Source organism: Actinophytocola sediminis (assembly GCF_054779715.1).
Window position 1 is genome coordinate 1 of record NZ_BAAGXS010000025.1, and the last position, 16593, is coordinate 16593.

General features: G+C 71.8%; 12 protein-coding genes and 1 pseudogene. 5 read left to right on the forward strand and 8 right to left on the reverse strand.

What is annotated here, in order from left to right; genetic code table 11:
* The 3 genes from ACYVIP_RS16980 to ACYVIP_RS16990 all read left to right on the forward strand — a co-directional run.
* The coding region (locus ACYVIP_RS16980) for a hypothetical protein (protein ID WP_460397262.1) at positions 1 to 220 on the forward strand (220 nt) is incomplete at its 5' end.
* Positions 221 to 230: 10 nt separating this feature from the next.
* On the forward strand, positions 231 to 473 hold the full coding sequence (locus ACYVIP_RS16985; RefSeq protein WP_460397264.1) for a hypothetical protein: 243 nt from the start codon (positions 231 to 233) through the stop codon (positions 471 to 473).
* A 133-nt stretch (positions 474 to 606) separates the two neighbouring features.
* Positions 607 to 3519 (forward strand): ATP-binding protein, encoded by a 2913-nt coding sequence (locus ACYVIP_RS16990; protein WP_460397266.1) that lies wholly within the window; start codon positions 607 to 609, stop codon positions 3517 to 3519.
* Positions 3520 to 3578: 59 nt separating this feature from the next.
* Here ACYVIP_RS16990 and ACYVIP_RS16995 read toward each other — a convergent pair whose 3' ends face one another.
* The 5 genes from ACYVIP_RS16995 to ACYVIP_RS17015 all read right to left on the reverse strand — a co-directional run bounded on the left by ACYVIP_RS16995 (position 3579) and on the right by ACYVIP_RS17015 (position 10992).
* Positions 3579 to 4124: a TetR/AcrR family transcriptional regulator gene (locus ACYVIP_RS16995; protein WP_460397268.1), complete on the reverse strand. Its 546-nt coding sequence runs from the start codon at positions 4122 to 4124 to the stop codon at positions 3579 to 3581.
* A 215-nt stretch (positions 4125 to 4339) separates the two neighbouring features.
* Complete coding sequence (locus ACYVIP_RS17000) at positions 4340 to 5557, reverse strand: cytochrome P450 (protein ID WP_460397270.1); 1218 nt, start codon at positions 5555 to 5557, stop codon at positions 4340 to 4342.
* 79 nt (positions 5558 to 5636) lie between these two features.
* Complete coding sequence (locus tag ACYVIP_RS17005) at positions 5637 to 7148, reverse strand: TNT domain-containing protein (RefSeq protein ID WP_460397272.1); 1512 nt, start codon at positions 7146 to 7148, stop codon at positions 5637 to 5639.
* Positions 7145 to 7603 (reverse strand): hypothetical protein, encoded by a 459-nt coding sequence (locus ACYVIP_RS17010; protein WP_460397274.1) that lies wholly within the window; start codon positions 7601 to 7603, stop codon positions 7145 to 7147. Before ACYVIP_RS17010 ends, ACYVIP_RS17005 begins: the two co-directional genes overlap by 4 nt.
* A gap of 17 nt (positions 7604 to 7620) precedes the next feature.
* A complete protein-coding gene (locus ACYVIP_RS17015) occupies positions 7621 to 10992 on the reverse strand; it encodes a TNT domain-containing protein (protein WP_460397496.1) in 3372 nt (1123 codons plus the stop codon).
* A gap of 1171 nt (positions 10993 to 12163) precedes the next feature.
* Here ACYVIP_RS17015 and ACYVIP_RS17020 point away from each other — a divergent pair.
* On the forward strand, positions 12164 to 12460 hold the full coding sequence (locus ACYVIP_RS17020) for a hypothetical protein (RefSeq protein WP_460397508.1): 297 nt from the start codon (positions 12164 to 12166) through the stop codon (positions 12458 to 12460).
* Between the two features lie 149 nt (positions 12461 to 12609).
* Here the strand turns inward: ACYVIP_RS17020 and ACYVIP_RS17025 are convergent.
* The 3 genes and pseudogenes from ACYVIP_RS17025 to ACYVIP_RS17035 all read right to left on the reverse strand — a co-directional run.
* Positions 12610 to 12999 (reverse strand): annotated as a pseudogene (locus tag ACYVIP_RS17025) (WXG100 family type VII secretion target); the annotation flags it as partial.
* Between the two features lie 4 nt (positions 13000 to 13003).
* Positions 13004 to 13321 carry a WXG100 family type VII secretion target gene (locus ACYVIP_RS17030; RefSeq protein WP_460397276.1) on the reverse strand — a complete coding sequence of 106 codons (318 nt, stop codon included), beginning with the start codon at positions 13319 to 13321 and terminating at the stop codon, positions 13004 to 13006.
* Between the two features lie 6 nt (positions 13322 to 13327).
* Positions 13328 to 13810 (reverse strand): YbaB/EbfC family nucleoid-associated protein, encoded by a 483-nt coding sequence (locus ACYVIP_RS17035; protein ID WP_460397278.1) that lies wholly within the window; start codon positions 13808 to 13810, stop codon positions 13328 to 13330.
* A gap of 356 nt (positions 13811 to 14166) precedes the next feature.
* Here ACYVIP_RS17035 and ACYVIP_RS17040 point away from each other — a divergent pair, with 356 nt between their 5' ends.
* Positions 14167 to 16581 carry a ricin-type beta-trefoil lectin domain protein gene (locus ACYVIP_RS17040; protein ID WP_460397280.1) on the forward strand — a complete coding sequence of 805 codons (2415 nt, stop codon included), beginning with the start codon at positions 14167 to 14169 and terminating at the stop codon, positions 16579 to 16581.
* Positions 16582 to 16593: the final 12 nt, after the last annotated feature.

Here is a 16593-nt window from a genome sequence, read left to right on the forward strand (position 1 = left end):
GGCCGCCGCGCGCCGGCGCCGCGCCGGCCTGGTGCTCGACGCGATCCACCGCTACGGCCCCGCCGGCGGCGTGCCGCGCGAGGTGCCCACCCCCGGCCTGCTCACCGGGCTCGCCGGCATCGGCTACGGCCTGCTGCGCCTCGGTTTCGCCGACCGGGTGCCGTCGGTGCTGCTGTTCGAGCCGACCCGACCGACCGGAAACCGAAGTGGAAACAGTTAGGGGAGAGTGCATGAAGGGAACGGGGCACGTGTTCGAGGAACCATTCGTCATCGGCCAGGACCCGACCATCGACTCCGCCACGGCCGCCGTGGCGCGGCTCGTGCCCGCGGTGATGTTCGGTTTACGCACCGCGGCGTTAGCCGGCATGGTCGTGACCGCCGGTACGGTCGCTCTGGGACTGAGCGGCGTGTTCGACGACTCGACCAATGTCGCGTTCACCACCTGCTGCGGTGGTGAGCTGGACCTCAGCTGACCTCGCCGCCGCCGGCCGCGTCCTGGCGGGGTGACCAGGACACGGCCGCTCGGCTCAACCGGCCGACGACATGTGGGTGAAGATGCTCGGATCCGATGGATCGATCAGGACGAGCATGGGTAATGTCCGGATCGTGCGGAACCGATCATCGATTGTGGTAGGTCGGGACCGGGAGTTACGGGCCGTCGAGCAGGCCATGGCCGCGGCGGCGGCCGGCGCGGGTGGTGCGGTCTTCCTCGTCGGCGAGAGCGGCATCGGGAAGTCCCGGCTGGCCGCGGCGGCGATCGACCGCGGCTTCGCGGCGGACATGGTGTTGATGCGGGGCCGGGGCAGCGCCATCGGGCCGATGACGCCGTTCCGGTCGCTGACCGAGGCGTTGCTGTCCCTGTTGCGGGCCAAGGAGATCGACCTCGACGTGGCCGCGCTCGGGCCCTACCGGCCGGTGCTCGCCCGGCTGATCCCGGACTGGGGCACGCCGGCCGCGCCGCAGGACGGTTCGCTGGTGATTCTCGCCGAGGCGGTGCTGCGGCTGATCGGGCTGGCCGGTGCCGGCCGCGGCTGCCTGGTGACGCTGGAGGACCTGCAGGACGCCGACGCGGAGAGCCTCGCGGTCTTCGAGTACCTGATCGACAATCTCGACCGCCAGTCGACGCTGCTGCTGGGCACCGTGCGCGACGAACCCTGCCCGGCACTGGATCTCGCCCGCTCGGCCGCCAGACGCGGCACCGCCACCCTGATCGAGCTCGGCCGGCTCGGCCGCGACGACCTGCGCGGCCTTGCCGGCGCGTGTCTGGGGGTGCCGGCCGAGGGGGTGCCGGCGCCCGCGGTGGACCTGTTGCTGGCCGGCAGCGCGGGAAACCCCTTTCTCTGCGAGGAACTGCTCGGCGGCATCGTCGACGGTGGACTGCTGGTGTCCGACCAGGACGGTTGGCGGATGGCGGCCAACCGGCCGGCCGACGTGCCGGCGACCTTCGCCCGCACGGTCGCCCGCCGGGTCGAGGCGCTCGACGCGGCCGCGCGGGAGCTGTTGTCGGTGGCCGCCGTGCTCGGCCAGCGGTTCTCCCTGGCGGTCGCCCAGGCGGTGACCGGGCTGCCCGACCGGGAGCTGCTGTCCCATCTGCACGGCGAACCGGGCGCGCAGCTCGTCCAGCCAGACGACCAACAGCCTGACTGGTATGCCTTCCAGCACCAGTTGGTCCGCGAGGCGCTGCTGTCGTTGCTGACGCCCGCCGAACGCGCGCGGCTCGCCCGCCGGGTCGCCGACTCGATCGAGACCGTCTACCCCGGACTGCCCGGCGAGTGGTGCCAGGCCTCGGCGCGGTTGCGGCTCGACGCCGGCGATCCGGTCGCCGCCGGCAGGCTGTACGCCGACGCCGGCAGCCGGGCGCTGGCCCAGGGCGCGGCGAACTCGGCGGTCGGCCTGCTGGACAAGGCGTGGGAACTGCTCGCCGCCGGGGACGCGGCCGAGCGGGCCGACACCCTGGAGCAGTTGTTCTACGCGCTGGCCGAGGCCGGGCTGGTGGAGCGGGCGCTCGACTCGGTCGGCCTACTCGGCGAGGTCGGTGGGCTCGACCGGCGCAGGCGGGCCCAACTGCACACCCGGCTCGCGTGGGCCGCGCAGGTCGCCGGCCGGGGGCCGAACAGCCTGGCGCAGATCGAGGCCGCGAGAGCGCTGCTCGGCCCGGACGCGTCCGAAGTGGACACCGCGCCGATCGACGTGATCGAGGCGCACCTCGCGCTGGACTCGCCAGGCCAGGGACAGTTCGGCAAGGCCGAGCGGTTGGCAAGGCGCGCGGCGACGGTGGCCGAGGACGCACCGCTGCCGGTGGTCGCCTGCCAGGCCTGGCAGCTGCTCGGGGCGCTGGTCCGGTCGCGCGATCCGGCGGAGGCCACCGAATGCCTGCGGCGGGCCGGGGCGATCGCGGCCAGGCACGACCTGCCGATCTGGCAGATCCACACGTTGGTGCGCCTTGGCAACGACGACGCGCTGCGCGAGGCCAGCCTGGAGCGGCTCGAGCTGGCGCGGTCGCGGGCGACGCTGGCCGGTGCGGTGATCGCGCAGTGCCAGGCCGAGCAGAGCATCGCGCTCTACGCCATCCTCGACGGTGACTACGCGACCGCGGAGTCGTTGGTGGACAAGGTGTTCGCGACCACCACCCGGCTCAAGCTGTTGGAGAACACCCAGTACGTGCTGTTGGCGCGGGCGATACTGGCCGCGCATCGGGGGCGGCGTAAGGAGATGGAGGAGGCGCTCTGGGCGTTTCGGCGCTGGGAGGGCAATGTGCAGCCGCAGTACGCGCCAAGGGTTTATGGGCTGGCGCGGACGTTCTGCGCGTTGCTGGAGGAGAACCGGCCACGGGCGCTGGACGAGCTGGCGCGGGCGCTGCGGGCGGAGGAGGCGACGCCGACGGTGTTGCAGCTCGGCGGCCGCTACGGTATGCACCTGTTGCTCTCGGCGCTTGGCGAGTCCCTGACCTCGGCCGAGTTCGACGCGCTCACCTCGGCGCCGGCCAGCCGGCTGCGGTGGGACCGGATGTTCGCGCTCTACGCCAAGGCCGTGCTGGCCGGCCGGTCGGGCGCGGTCGGCGAGGCGGCCGACGCGGTGACCGAGGCGCTCGCGGTCGGCGCGCCGTACGCGATGGGCCGCCATCTGGGGTTGCGGCTGGTGTGTGAGGCGGCGCTGGCCGATGGGTGGGGGACTCCGGTGGAGTGGTTGCGGGCGGCGGAGAACCACTTCCACGAGACCGATGTGCCGGCGGTGGCGAGCGCGTGCCGGGGGCTGTTGCGCAGTAGTGGGGTGCGGGTGGCGCAGCGGCGCAGTGGGGTCGCGGAGATCCCGGCGGTGCTGCGGTCGGCGGGGTTGACCGTGCGGGAGTACGAGGTGCTGCGGCTGCTCGCCGAGCGGCTGGGCAACCGGGAGATCGCCGGGCGGCTGCACCTGTCGCCGAGGACGGTGGAGAAGCACGTGTCCAGCCTGATCAGCAAAACCGGCCTACCCAACCGAATCGCCCTGAGCGAATACGCCGTCACCACAGCCAACGGCTGACCGCAGCGAAGGGTCCCTTCACTGCACCAGACGCAGCGAAGGGACCCTTCGCTGCGGTGTCAGCCTGAGGACGGGGCGTGCCAGAGGCCGACGACCGCCTCGATCAGGCCGGTGGCCGCGGCCGACCAGCTCGGTCGGGGAGTCGGCTGGCCCAACGCGATCGCGCGCTCCCGGTCGGCGATGGTGTAGGTGATCAGGTACCGGGCCATGTCGCCGCGCTCGGCGCGCACCGGTGCCGGCAGGTCGGGCAGACACCGGTTGAGCCCGTCCAGGGTCGCCAGCATGGCCGGCTGGGCGATGGCCTCCTCGACCATGATCTCGCCGTACTGCGGACACGCGAGCAGTTGCGCGGTGAACCGGCCGAACCACGTTGTGCCACCGAGGTTCTCCAGGTGTTCGGTGATCGGCCGGACCAGACAGCCCACCCAGTCCGTGGTGTCGGTCGAGTCGCCGGCCTGGTCGACCATCCGCTCCCGCAGCCGGGTCAACTCGTCGTCGTGCTGGCGGACGATCGCGCGCACCAGCTCGGTCTTGGTGCCGAAGTGGTAGTTCACCGCCGCGGTGTTGCCCTGCTCGGCCGCCTCGCTGATCTGCCGGTTGGACACCGCGACGATGCCCTGCTCGGCGAACAGCCGCTCCGCGGTCCGCAGAATCCGTTGCCGGGTAAGCCGAACCTGATCGGTCCGCCTCCCCGCGCTTTTTTGTGTTGGTCGAGTTGGGACGTTGGGTGGTGGTTGGGTGCGTACTTGTGGCTGGGTCGCGTCACGTTCCCCTGAGGTGCGGTTGGGGAGGGCTTGGGCTGACTTCGATTCTGGGTGTCTCACCATCGGACCGGGACTTCGCGCAGGCCGCCGACTACCAGGCCCTCCAAGCGGTTCAGCTCCTCGGGCGCCACCGCGAGTTCCATAGTGGGCAGTCGGCGCAGGAGTACCTCCAGGGCGACCTGGAGTTCGGTGCGGGCCAGCGCCTGGCCGAGGCACGAGTGCGCGCCGGTGCCGAAAGCCAGGTGTGGGTTGGGGTTTCTGGCCAGGTCGATCCGCTCGCCGTCGGTGAACACGTCCTCGTCCCGGTTGGCGGCGGCCATGCTGCACAGCACGGTCGTGCCGCCGGGGAACGTGGTCCCGGCGACCTCGGCCTGCTCACCGATGTAGCGCACCATGCCGAGCCCGGGGTTGGGGTCGTAGCGCAGCGACTCCTCCACCGCGTGCCGGACCAGCGACGGGTCGGCGAGCAACTGCTCCCACAGCTCCCGGTTGGCCAGCAGCATGGCGACCATCTTGGCGATCATGTTCGCGGTCGTCTCGTGCCCGGCGACCAGCAGGCCGATCCCGGTGGCCGCCAGGGTGTCCTCGGTCAGCCGCTCACCGGCCGAGTCGGTCGCGGTGAGCAACTCGCTGAGGATGTCGTCGCCGGGGTCGGACTTCTTGGCCTCGATGTGCTCGCGCAGGTAGGCGAAGAACTCGCCCATCGACGCGACGACCTCCTCCTCGCGGTACCTGGTCAGGTTCAGGAACATGTCCGACCAGGTGGCGAACCGGTCCCGGTCGGTGGCCGGCACGCCGAGCATGTCGCAGATGACCCACACCGGCAGCGGGAAGCTGAACGTGGCCTTCAGGTCGGCCGGCGCACCACTGGCCACCAGGTCGTCGACCAGGGAGTCGGCCATCGCCTCGATCTCCGGGCGCATCGCGATCATCCGCTTGGCGGTGAACCATCTGTTGATCAGCCGCCGCCAGCGCTGGTGTCCCTCGCCGGCCTGGGGGATCAGCCTCGACATCGGGCTGTTGAACAGGCCGCCGGACTCGGTGTCGGTGAGCCGGGCGGCGTCCGGCGCGGACAGCTCGCGGGTGAACCTCGGGTCGGCCAGCACCTGCTTGACGTCGGCGTACCTGGTCAGCAGGGTGCCCGCGTCGCCGCTGGGAAACGTGATGGGCGAGACCGGGCACTCCCGCCGGAGCCGGGACAACTCCGGCGGTGCCTCCAGCGCGGACGGTCCGGACAGGGGAAAGCTCAACACCTGATCGACGCCATGCGCCATCGCTGATCATCCTCCAGGCTGGTTGGCCACGATGCGTAAGCAGTCAACAACTGGAGGACGAATTCGTCAAGCAGGTGATTTAAGATTGCAACTCACTGATGCTGCCGTCGGCCAGGTGCTCGTCGACCGACTTCGGCAGCAGATAGGCCGCTCCACCGCCGGGCTGGCTGTGCCACGGCACGGTCTGCCCGGCCAGCGCACGCAGCTCCCTGGCCACCCGGTACCGGCGCGGGCCCTGCTGCTCGCGCTCCGCGCGCAACGACATCGCGCTGAACTCGGTGCCGGCGGCGAAGGTCAGGTTGCCGGCAGGGGCGCCGTACCGGACGATCTCCCGGTCGGGCATCAGCACGGCGATGTGCTTGCCCGCCAACAACGTCAGCGGCGGCTCGCCGGGCAGTGGCTGGATCGGCCAGTCGTTGAGCGCCTGGGCGGTGTTGCGGTCGGCGCCGCCGGCCCGCAGGTTCGTCGGCGAGCTGGCCAGCGTGCCGAGCAGGTAGGCCCCGGCGTCCCAGAGCTGGTCGAACCGCTGCGGGTTGCGTGGCTTGCCGCGCTCGTAGTCGGCGACCTGCCACTGGTCGCCGACCAGCTCCAGGCAGGTCGCGCCCTCGGCCGAGCCGAGGATCCGGTAGGACTCCGGGATCGCGCCCGCCTCGCTCACCCGCCGCTCGATGATCGCCAGCACCCGCCGGTCGCGCTCGGACGGCTCGCCAGGCGGCGGGGTCGCAGGCGGGGTTGCCTGGGGGGCCGGCTTGGCCGGTGTGGCCGGGAGCTCACCGGTGAGCGCGATGTAGGCGGCGTCCTTGGTGTCCTGGTCGAGCTGGGGCGGGGTGAACCCGGCGGCGCGCACGTGTGCGACCAGGTCGGGCTCCGGCGGCACGCCGTGCTTGGTCAGGTAGTGCGGCACCGACGCCGGCCAGATCCACGTGCCGTCGGTGTGGAACGCGGCCGGCACGTCCTTGGCGCTGTTCTGGTCGAACAGGTCGGCGTCGAAACCGCGGCCGCCCATGATCACGTACGCGGTGTTCAGGTACTCGGTGACCCGCGCCAGCTCGTCCTCCGGCACGGGCGGCCGGTTGACCACCGGCTTGCCGTCCTGGTCGCGGTGGTCGAAGATCCGCGCGTGCCGGAAGCGCCCGGCCACCGCGGCCACCCGGTCCGCGTTGGGCAGCACGGTCCTCATCCAGTCGGCGACGTTGTCCGGCGTGCGGGGGAACATCTCCAGCTCGTCGAGCACGGCCGTGCGCGGCGGCGGCTGGTGCCAGCGCGGGTCCTCCTTGAAGGTGAAGTTGACCGTGGTCCTGATCGGGTACTCGACGATCATGCTGGCCGAGGACCAGGTGCCGACGCCGTCGGTGTACATGCCGGCGCGCAGCCGCTGGAAGAACTCGATCGCCTCGCGCGGCGCCGGCCACTCGCGGAGCTGGCCGTTGATGCCCAGGATGTGCCCGACGAGCTCGACGTGGTTGCCCGCCGCGCGGTACAGCACCCGGATCTGCTCGCGGTCGGCTGGCGCGCGCACGACCAGCAGGTCGGCGATCTTGCGTTGGAGGTCGCGCTGCTCCTCGAGACCGAGTGGTGCGGGGCGGGTCATGTGGGAGCTCCTCCTGCCTGCTCGACCGTGCGCCGCAGCCAGCCGGGAACCTTGTCCGCCGGCCGGGGGTAGGTCGCGAGATCGCGCTGGAACACGGCGGGCGGGATCGGCGGATCCCACAACGGGTCGTGCTCGTAGTTGTAGAAGATACGGAACTCGCCGGGCGGGTTGAGCACGTACCTCGCCGACAGCCAGGCCCCCCGTTCCGGCCGGTACATCAGCTTGCGCAGCTCGAGCAGTGCCTGTCCGGCCGCGGCCGGCGGTTCGACCTCCGCGTCGGTGAAGTCGGACATGATCACGGTGAGGCCGAAGTCCTGCACGCCCTCGGCGATCTTCGCGACCAGGTCGATCCGGCGCCACCCCGGCGGCGCGGCGCCGATCAGCGCCGCCCCGGTCTGCTGAAGCAGCTCGTCGTACCGTTGCTCCTGGGCCTGCGCGGCCCACGGCTCAGACATGTTCTCGAGATCCCCTGCTAGTTGTCGTAACGCCGGAAGTGGACCCTGATCCTGCCATTGCGGTCGGTCATCACGAACCGCTCGTGCACCGCCTGCGGGCGTGCCGGGTGGGCGGGGTGGGCGCCCTCGGTCTGGAAGTCGTGCCACTCGTGGTCGGTGCCCCGGCGGCGCTGTTCCCGGCTGGCCTCCATGTCCTGGCCGTACCAGGTCTCCCTGGCCGGCTGGCCCTTCTGCGGCCGGTTCTCGTCGCTGTCCTGCGGGAACTGGTTGCGCGCGTCGGGCGCGCCGTCGGCCTGGGTCGGCCGGATGTGCCCGCCGTCGGTGCCCGCGCCGCCCAGCGCGGAGACCCGGTCCTGGGACCACTGGCTGCGTGGTGCCTCGGTGCCGTAGGTGCGTTCGTCGGTGGCGTGGAAGGTCACCCCGAGGTCGTTGGTGACGTAGACGTTCTCGGTGTCGATCCGGGTGACGGTGTTCGGCGGGAAGTTGTTGACCTCGTAGTTGCGGTCGCCGGCCAGCCCGCTGGGGCTGGAGAAGGTGTCGATCGCCACGACCCGCGCGGTGCCGCCGGCGGCCGGGTCAGGTGGGCCGGTGTAGAGCCGGGTGGTGCCGTTGGGGGTGGTGTGCACGATCTCGGTGTGCGGCGGCCAGCCGGTGCGGTCGCTGAGCGCCTCCTCGTGGCCCAGCGGCCGGGCGAGCGGGCTGTTCGGCGGCACGTTCGGACCGGTGGCCGGGAAGGTCACCGAGTTGGTGTGCGGCGGGGTCTGCCATTCCACGTAGCGGGGCGGCATGCCGGCGGCGTCGGTGGTGTAGATGTGGCTGGCGCCGTCGACATCGACGCGGTAGGTGGTGTTGGGCTGGGGGTAGGCGGCGTCGGGGTTGGCGTTCGCGCCGGTTTCCTTGATGCTGTCGCGCCGGTTGTCCACCTGGAGGTCGGCGTGGGTGATCGTGCCGGTGCCGTCGGTGTAGTAGTCGCCCCGGCCGGGGACGTGGTACATCGTGTTCGGCGTGAGACCGGCGCGGCCGATCAGCTGTTCGCCGGTGCGCAGGGGCCGGTGCGGGTCGTTCGGGTTGGCCGCCGCGGCCGCGTTGTCGTTGACCTGGATCGGGAGCGCGTTGCCCTGGTTGTTGACCGCGGGCGGCACGAACGGCGACTGGATCAGGCCGCGGTCGACGTCGGTGGTGCTGTCGGTCGGCTCCGGCCCGGGGTCGCTGGGGGTCGGGCCGTCGGTGGGGTCGGCCGGCGGCCGGTTGTCGACGGGGAGGCCGTCGCTGCCGGTGTCGCTGATGGTGCCGTCCGGGTCGAAGGCACGCCAGCCGCCGTCGGGTGGGATGGTCGGGCGGGCACGGCCGTTGCTGTCGACGGTGTCGACGCTGGTGGAGTAGGGCGTGGTGTTGTGCTCGCCGGACCAGGAGCGTTCGGTGGGGGCGATCACCTGGGCGCCGGATGCCCGTGCCAGGTCGGCGGCCAGGCCGTCGGCGTGCCGGCCGGCCTCGCAGCCGTTGAGGATGATCGGGTCGGTGCCGTTCCAGCCGAGGTGGCGGGCGAGGTCGGCGAGGTCGGCGCCGTCGAGTCGCTGGCCGTTGACGATCGCGTGCTGGCCGTCGCTGTGCACGTCCATGACGAAGTGACCGTCGATGGGGGCGACGGCGTTGGCGGCGTCGCGGGTGCGGACGTCGGCCGGGTCGAACAGCGCGGCGCCGGCCGGGGTGCGCTGGGCGCTGCTGTCCGCGAGCTGCTGGAGGTTGTCCGGCAGCGGCGGGCTGTCGGTGCCGTTCCCGGCGTCGTCGACGGTGACCGTGTCGGTGTTCTGGGTGCCGGCACCGGTGTCCCGGCCGAAGTCGTCGGCCAGCACGCGGCCGTCGGCCGGTGGGACGTGCACCTCGCGCAGGACGCCCTCGTCGAGCAGGCGTTGGACGGTCGTGTCGTCGGTGAGGGTGAACTGCCGGCCGCCGCCGTCCTGGCCGAGGGCGGGGGCGACGTCGGCCAGCGTGCCGGGCAGGCCGCCGGGATCGTCCACGACGTAGACGTGGTAGCCGACCTCGGCGTTGTCCGGGAAGATCGCGCGCTCGCCGTAGTGGTGCGGTTGGCCGTTGGTGTCCAGTGGGGACAGGAACCGGCCGCCCTCGCCGCCGAACCGGTCCAGGACGGTGCCCGGGGGAAGGGTGACGGCCCGTTGCGAGCCGGGGACGGCGCCGTCGAGGTCGGGCCAGCGGTTGGTGCGGTAGGTGCCGTCCGGGCGGTGGTGCTGGTTGAAGGTCTCGCGGTCGCCGTGCACGCCCCAGGGGTTGTGGTCGCTGATGAGCGGGGCGACGCGTTGGTCGTAGCTGCCCATGCCGTTGGCGCGGTCGCCGTTCATGGGGAGGTAGTCGCCCAGGTCGGCGAAGGGGTGCTCGCCCTGGCGGTTGCCGAGGAAGTTCAGCGGCACGCCGTTGTCGTCGACCGGCGGGCCGTCGGTGGGGTCGCCGTTGATCGGGGGTGCGGGGTCGGTTGGGGTGGGGTCTGTGGTGTTGGTGGTGTCGGCGTCCGGGGTCGGGCCGTCGGAGTCGTCGCCACTGATCGGGTCGGCGGGGGAGCGGGAGACGTCCGGTTCGGCGGACGGGTGGCTCGGGGTTGGCTGGGTGTCCGGCCTGGTTGGGGCGGGCGCCTGGCCGGGTTGGGCGGGGCGGTTGAGTGCCTCGGGGCTGGGGTTGGTGTTCGCGCCGGGGCGCTGGTCCGGGCGTGGACCGGTGGGCCGTTGTTCTGGCCGGGGTCCGGCGTCCGGGCGTTGGCTCGGGTCGGGCCGGGGCCCTGCGCTGTGGCCTGGTGCCGGGCTTTGCGTCGGGCTTTGCGTCGGGCCCTGTGTCGGGCCGGGCATAGCGCCGGGACGAGGGGGCAGGCCTTGGCCGGGCGTCGGGCCGGGCATGGCGCCAGGACCGAAGGCTGGGCGCGGGGCCGGGCCGCCCTGCTGACCGTAGCCGGGCCCGGCGAAGCCCTGGTTCGGCGGCTGGGTGCCGCGCGGGTCCGGGCCGCGGTCGATGGGGCCGCCGCCACGTGGGTCGGCGTGGGTGCCGGGGTCGGTGAACGCCGGTGGCGTAGCGGTGCCCAGACCGGCGGCCGAGGTGTGCCCGGCGGGCGGGGCGTTGTTGCCGTGCTGGTCGGGATGTCCGCCACGGGGGCCGTCCGGGGCCGGGCCGTGGTTGCCCGGCTGGCCGTGGCCGCCGGGCATCGGCGAGCCGCCGACCGGTCCGAAACCGCCCGGGTTGTTGCTCGACGGGTGGTTGCCCGGGTGGTCGCCGGGAGAGTTGAACCCGCCGTGTCCGCCCGGACCTGGGGCGGGGTTGCCGCCGAAGTTGCTGGGGCCGCCGGCGGCCGGGCTGTGTGGGTGCGGGCCGCCAGGGAAGCCGCCCATGGGAGGCCCACCGGGCGACCCGCCCGTGACCGGGTGCTGCGGCGAGCCACCGGTTGCCGGATAGCCGGGCGATCCACCGGTGGTTGGACTGCCAGGTGACCCACCGGTTGTTGGCCCGCCGGGCAGTCCGCCGGTAGCCGGGTTGTGGGGCGCGCCCCCAGTTGCTGGTCCGTTGGGCGAACCGCCCGTTGCTGGGTTGTGGGGTGAGCCGCCGGTTATCGGGCTGCCGGGTGAGCCCCCGGCTGCTGGCCCACCAGGCGAACCGCCCGTTGCTGGGCTGTGGGGCAAGCCACCGGTCGCCGGCCCGCCAGGTGATCCGCCGGTTGTTGGGCTGCCTGGGAAACCGCCGGTTGCTGGCCCGCCGGGCGAACCGCCGGTTGCCGGCCCGCCGGATGATCCGCCAGTCGTTGGTCCACCGGGCGTGCCGCCGGCTGGTGGGCCGCCGGGTGATCCGCCGGTTGTTGGCCCGCCGGGCGAACCGCCGGTTGTTGGGCTGCCTGGGGAACCGCCTGTCGCTGGCCCACCAGGTGAGCCGCCAGTTGTCGGGCTACTGGGTGAGCCACCGGTCGCCTGCCCACCGGTGGATCCGCCGGTCGTTGGGCTGCCGGGCGAGCCCCCGGTTGCTGGCCCGCCAGGTGAGCCGCCGGTCGACGGTCCACTGGGCGCGCCGCCAGCCGACAGCGGACTGCTGGAGCCGCCGGTCGTGCCCCCGCCGGAACCACCAGAGCCGCCCGGCCCGCCACCAAACCCACCAGGAGTACCGCCGCCCCCCGAAAACCCACTGGGCCGCGGCGCCCCACCCCCGGTCCCTGCCCCAGGCTGACCCCCCGAATACCCACCAGGCCCGCCCGACGGCCCATCCCCACCACTGGGCACCGACGGTCGCAACGGCGGCGCCCCAGGCGCGGAACCCCCAGGACTCCCACCCCCGTCCGGACTTGGCGCAAGCCCACTGGCATTCGTCCCCCCATCAGCACGCCCCGGCGAAGCCGGCCCAGGCAACCCCGGCCCAGGCGCGGAAGAAGACGAAGACCCCGGCCCGCCGCCCCCATCAGGAGTCCCGGACCCAGGCCCGCCACCCCCATCAGGCCCCCCAGACCCAGGTGCACCGGGAGAACCGGGAGAACCAGGCAGGTTCGGCCCACCCCCGGCCGGCGTGTTCACCGTCGGCGTGTTCAGGTTCGACGTCGCCCCGCCGATCCCGCCGCCAACAGCCCCCGACACCCCCGCCCGCGCCAGGTCCCCGGCCGTGATGTCCTCGCCGGTGATCGCCGCCACGCCGACCGTCGTGCCGACCCCCGTGACCGCCCCACGCACAGCCCCGTCGGCGATGCTCCCGCCAAGCCCGGTCGCCCGGCTCGGCACGAAGTCCAACCCGCCCCCGATGGCACCGGAGACGGCACCGGACAACGCCGCGCCACCGGTCTTCTGCCAGTCCCAACTGTGCCGGTCACCCTTGGCCATCTGAATGCCCTGGATGACCACGTCGATCGCGACCTCGGTCAGCACCTCCCGCAGAATCGCGGTCAACAGCTGCCGGAAGATCATCTGCACGGTGATCCTGGTGGCCGCCTGCGCGATCGGGATCCCCGCCGTCGACGCGCCGAAGGTGCCGAACGCCGCGGCGATCAACGCGGCGATCTCGATCGCCAGCATGATCAGCGCCGCGATGATCGAGTACTTCGCGTACTCCACCTCGAGCGCGCAGTTGTCACACGACTCGCCAAGGTCGTCGCACGCCTTCTTCAGCGAGTTCAGATAGGCGTCCGCGCCGTCGACGAACGTGCTCCAGTGCTCCCGGAACGCGTCCGCCGCCTCGCCCTGCATCCCGGCCAGCGCCTGGTCGGCGGCGCCCTTGGCCTGGGTCAGTACCTCGTCGACGTCCACCCCGCCGGCACGCCAGGCATCTCCGAGCGCCCGCAGCTTGTCCTCGTCGCCCTCCGGCCAGCTCTCCCCGACGACGATGGGGAACAGCCAGGTGATCTCGGGCGGGATTGTGATCGACAACTGCTCAGCCTTCCATCGCCCGGTAGCCGTCCGCGCCCCCGGCGTCGGTGTTCTCGTAGGAGTTCGCCGACTCGTCGAGGGCGGTCTTGATCGCCTGCAGCGCCTCGGCGAGCGTGCCGAACGCCTCGCGCACCTGCTGCGCGTTCGGCACGTAGGACTCGGCGAAGGTCTGCCCGGACTCGTCGCCGCCCCAGCACTGGCCCTGCGCGTCGAGCGCGCTGCCCAGCGTCGTCCCCGCGGTGCTCAGCGCGTCTCCCGAGCCACCGAAGCCGGTCGCGCCCGCGCGGAGCCGATCGGGCTGGACCTCGAATCCGTCAGGCATGGGCGCCTAGTCCCTCCCGTAGATGGTGTCGTCGTTGTCGTCGTCCTCGTCCCGGCGACTGTCCGGGTCCTCGGCGGTGACCTCCGGCGGGCGCAACAGGTCGGTGAACGACGGCGCGCCCTCGAACAGGTTCGACAGGTCGGCACTGTCGTTGCGCAACGGCGCGAGCACCTCGTCGACCTGCTCGCGGGCCTCCCGCGCGGCCACCTGGGCGGTCTGCAGGATCACCCTGGCCAGCCGTTCCGGCGCCAACCGCTCGTAGGCCACCTGCGAGAACTCGATGTTGGTCAGCACCCCGGCCGGGTTCACCTCGACCCGCACCAGACCGTCGGCCGACGTCGCCCGCCCGGTGACCGCGTTGGCTCTGGCCTGGGCGTCGGCGAGGTCGGCCGTGCGGCGCTGCAGGTCGGTCATCAGCGCGGCGACGTTCTCGCGCATGGCGGCGTTGCGCGCTTCCAACTGTGCCCGGCGGTCGGCGGGGTCGGTCATCTCTGTCCCTCTCGCGGAGATCGCACGGCCTCAGACGCACCGACGCCGCATTTGGACTCATCGATCAGCGAACTTTGTTCCGGCGCGTCGGCGGCTACAGCTTCACACAGCGTCCGACCTGGTCGATGGCAACCCTCCCGCCGTCGGTAGGGCGCTGAACGCCATCAGTCCTGCCGCCATTCGACGCACTTTTGTCTGAACTAAGCCATCTTTCGTTGACCGTCGACGAAAGTCGCCGTACGGTCAGATTCGCTGTTGTGATCCAGCTAACAACGAGGGTCTGGATCGCTGTCCCGCAGCACCTCTCCGCCCGTCGAGTCCCCTGCTCACGGCTCACCACAAGGAGACGCCCGTCAATGTCGATCCCCGCGTCGATTCCCGCGTCGACCCCTGTCCGGACCCGGTGGCGCTGGGCCGCCGGGTCGCTCGTGTCGCTGACCGCCGCCCTGCTGGCCCTGTCCGTGACCGCCCCCGCACCGGCTTCGGCCCAGCCGCCCCCGCAGGAGCCGGGGGTGACCCTGCGGACCTACGACCTGCAGACCGCCCTCAGCCGGCTCTGCACGCTCAAGGCCGGCCAGACCCCGAACGTCGACAAGCTGATGCCGACGATCAACTGGACCACCACGGCGGACTTCGGCCTCAGTGACCGCTTCCTGTCCGAGGTCATCGGAAACATCAACATCCCGGCCGCCGGCACCTACAACTTCCGGCTCACCAGCGACGACGGCTCGCGGCTGCGGATCGACGACACCGTGGTGATCAACCACGACGGACTGCACGGGGCGGACCCGGCCAAGACCGGCTCGATCCAGCTCACCCCCGGCTACCACGCGCTGCGGATCGACCACTTCGACAACGAGGTCGACCAGCAGATCACCCTGGACTGGCAACCGCCGGGCGCGACCGGGTTCACCCTGGTGCCGAACTCGGTGCTGAGCACCGACGCCGACGTCGTCCGGGTGACCGCACCAGGGCGCAAGGAGTGCGAGGGCGGCGCGGACACCCCGGGCGACGGCCTGCCGCTCACCGCGGTGCACCCCGGCTACACGCTGACCAACCTGCGCCCCAACGGTTTCGAGCCACAGGTCACCGGCATCGACTGGCTGCCGGACGGTCGGGCCGTGATCAGCACCTGGGGTGGCACCGACAACGAGCTTGGCGAGGTCTACCTGCTCAGCGGCGTCACCGGCAACACCGACCCGGCACAGGTGAGCGCCCAGCGGATCGCCCAGGGGCTCAAGGAGCCGATGGGCATCAAGGTCGTCGACGGCAAGATCTACGTGTCCGAAAAGGACGGTCTGACCGAGCTCAACGACACCAACGGCGACTGGGTGACCGACAACTACCGCACGGTCGCGACCTGGCCGTTCGGCGGGAACTTCCACGAGTTCGCGTTCGGCATGCTGTACCAGGACGGGTTCTTCTACCTCAACCTGTCGGTGGCGATCAACCTCGGCGGCGCCACCACCGACCCGCAGCCGGCACCCAACCGGGGCACCACGATCAAGGTGAACAAGGACACCGGCCAGGTGTCCTATGTGGCCGGTGGGCTGCGCACCCCGCACGGCATCGGCTGGGGCCCGGAGGGCGACATCTTCGTCACCGACAACCAGGGTGGCTGGTTGCCGTCGTCGAAACTGTTGCACGTCAAGCAGGACCGGTTCTTCAACCACTACATGAACCCCGACGGCCCGTTCGACGCCAACCCGGTCACCAAGCCGGTGCTCTGGTTGCCGCAGAACGAGATCGCCAACTCCCCGAGCAACCCGGTGCAGCTGACCGACGGCCCGTTCGCCGGCCAGCTGGTCTTCGGCGACGTGACCTACGGCGGCCTGCAGCGCGCGTTCCTGGAGAAGGTCGGCGGCGAGTACCAGGGCGCGGTCTTCCGGATGACCCAGGGACTCGAGTCGGGCGTGAGCCGGATCAGCATCGGGCCGGACGGCGCCATCTACACCGGCGGCATCGGCGCCGGTGGCAACTGGGGCCAGACGGGCAAGCTGAACTACGGCTTCCAGAAGCTGACCCCCAACGGCACCAACGCGTTCGACATCCGCGCCATGCGCGCGATCGAGGGCGGGTTCGAGCTGGAGTACACCCAACCGCTGTCCGCCCAGACGGTGGCCGACCTCGCCAGCAAGTACCAGGCGACCCAGTGGCGGTACCAGCCGACCGCCGCCTACGGCGGCCCCAAGATCGACGAACAGCAGCTGACCGTGGTCTCCGCGACGCCGTCTGCCGATCGGACGAAGGTCACCGTCGCGCTGTCCGGGTTGCTGCCGGGGCACGTGGTCCATCTGCGCTCACCCCGGCCGTTCGCGTCCGAGTCCGGGCAGTCGCTGTGGAGCACCGAGGCGTGGTACACGCTGAACTCGATGCTCGGCGACGCGCCGAGGATCGGGCAGATCACCGGTATCGGCAACAAGTGTGTCGACGTCGACAACTCGGGTACCGCGGACGGGACCAAGATCCAGTTGTGGACCTGCAACGGTACCGGCGCCCAGCGGTGGACCCTGCCCGGCGACAACACGATCCGCGCGTTGGGCAAGTGTCTTGACGTACGCAACAGCGGCACCGCGAACGGCACCGCGACCGCGTTGTGGACGTGCAACGGTACCGGCGCCCAGCAGTGGGCCGAGCAACCCGACGGCACCCTGCGCAATCCGCAGTCCGGGCGCTGCCTGGACGCCGCCGGCAACAGCAGCGCGGACGGCACCGTGCTGCACATCTGGGACTGCCTCGCCGCCGCCAACCAGAAGTGGCTGCTGCCCTGAGCGCAGCGCTTC

What these genes read in the sequence shown, in the direction of transcription:
- ACYVIP_RS16985 (WP_460397264.1), top strand. Translation starts at nt 231, where the DNA reads ATGAAGGGAACGGGGCACGTGTTCGAGGAACCATTCGTCATCGGCCAG.
- ACYVIP_RS17000 (WP_460397270.1), bottom strand. Translation starts at nt 5,557, where the DNA reads ATGGCGCATGGCGTCGATCAGGTGTTGAGCTTTCCCCTGTCCGGACCG.
- ACYVIP_RS17005 (WP_460397272.1), bottom strand. Translation starts at nt 7,148, where the DNA reads ATGACCCGCCCCGCACCACTCGGTCTCGAGGAGCAGCGCGACCTCCAA.
- ACYVIP_RS17010 (WP_460397274.1), bottom strand. Translation starts at nt 7,603, where the DNA reads ATGTCTGAGCCGTGGGCCGCGCAGGCCCAGGAGCAACGGTACGACGAG.
- ACYVIP_RS17015 (WP_460397496.1), bottom strand. Translation starts at nt 10,992, where the DNA reads ATGGGCGGCTTCCCTGGCGGCCCGCACCCACACAGCCCGGCCGCCGGC.
- ACYVIP_RS17030 (WP_460397276.1), bottom strand. Translation starts at nt 13,321, where the DNA reads ATGCCTGACGGATTCGAGGTCCAGCCCGATCGGCTCCGCGCGGGCGCG.
- ACYVIP_RS17035 (WP_460397278.1), bottom strand. Translation starts at nt 13,810, where the DNA reads ATGACCGACCCCGCCGACCGCCGGGCACAGTTGGAAGCGCGCAACGCC.
- ACYVIP_RS17040 (WP_460397280.1), top strand. Translation starts at nt 14,167, where the DNA reads ATGTCGATCCCCGCGTCGATTCCCGCGTCGACCCCTGTCCGGACCCGG.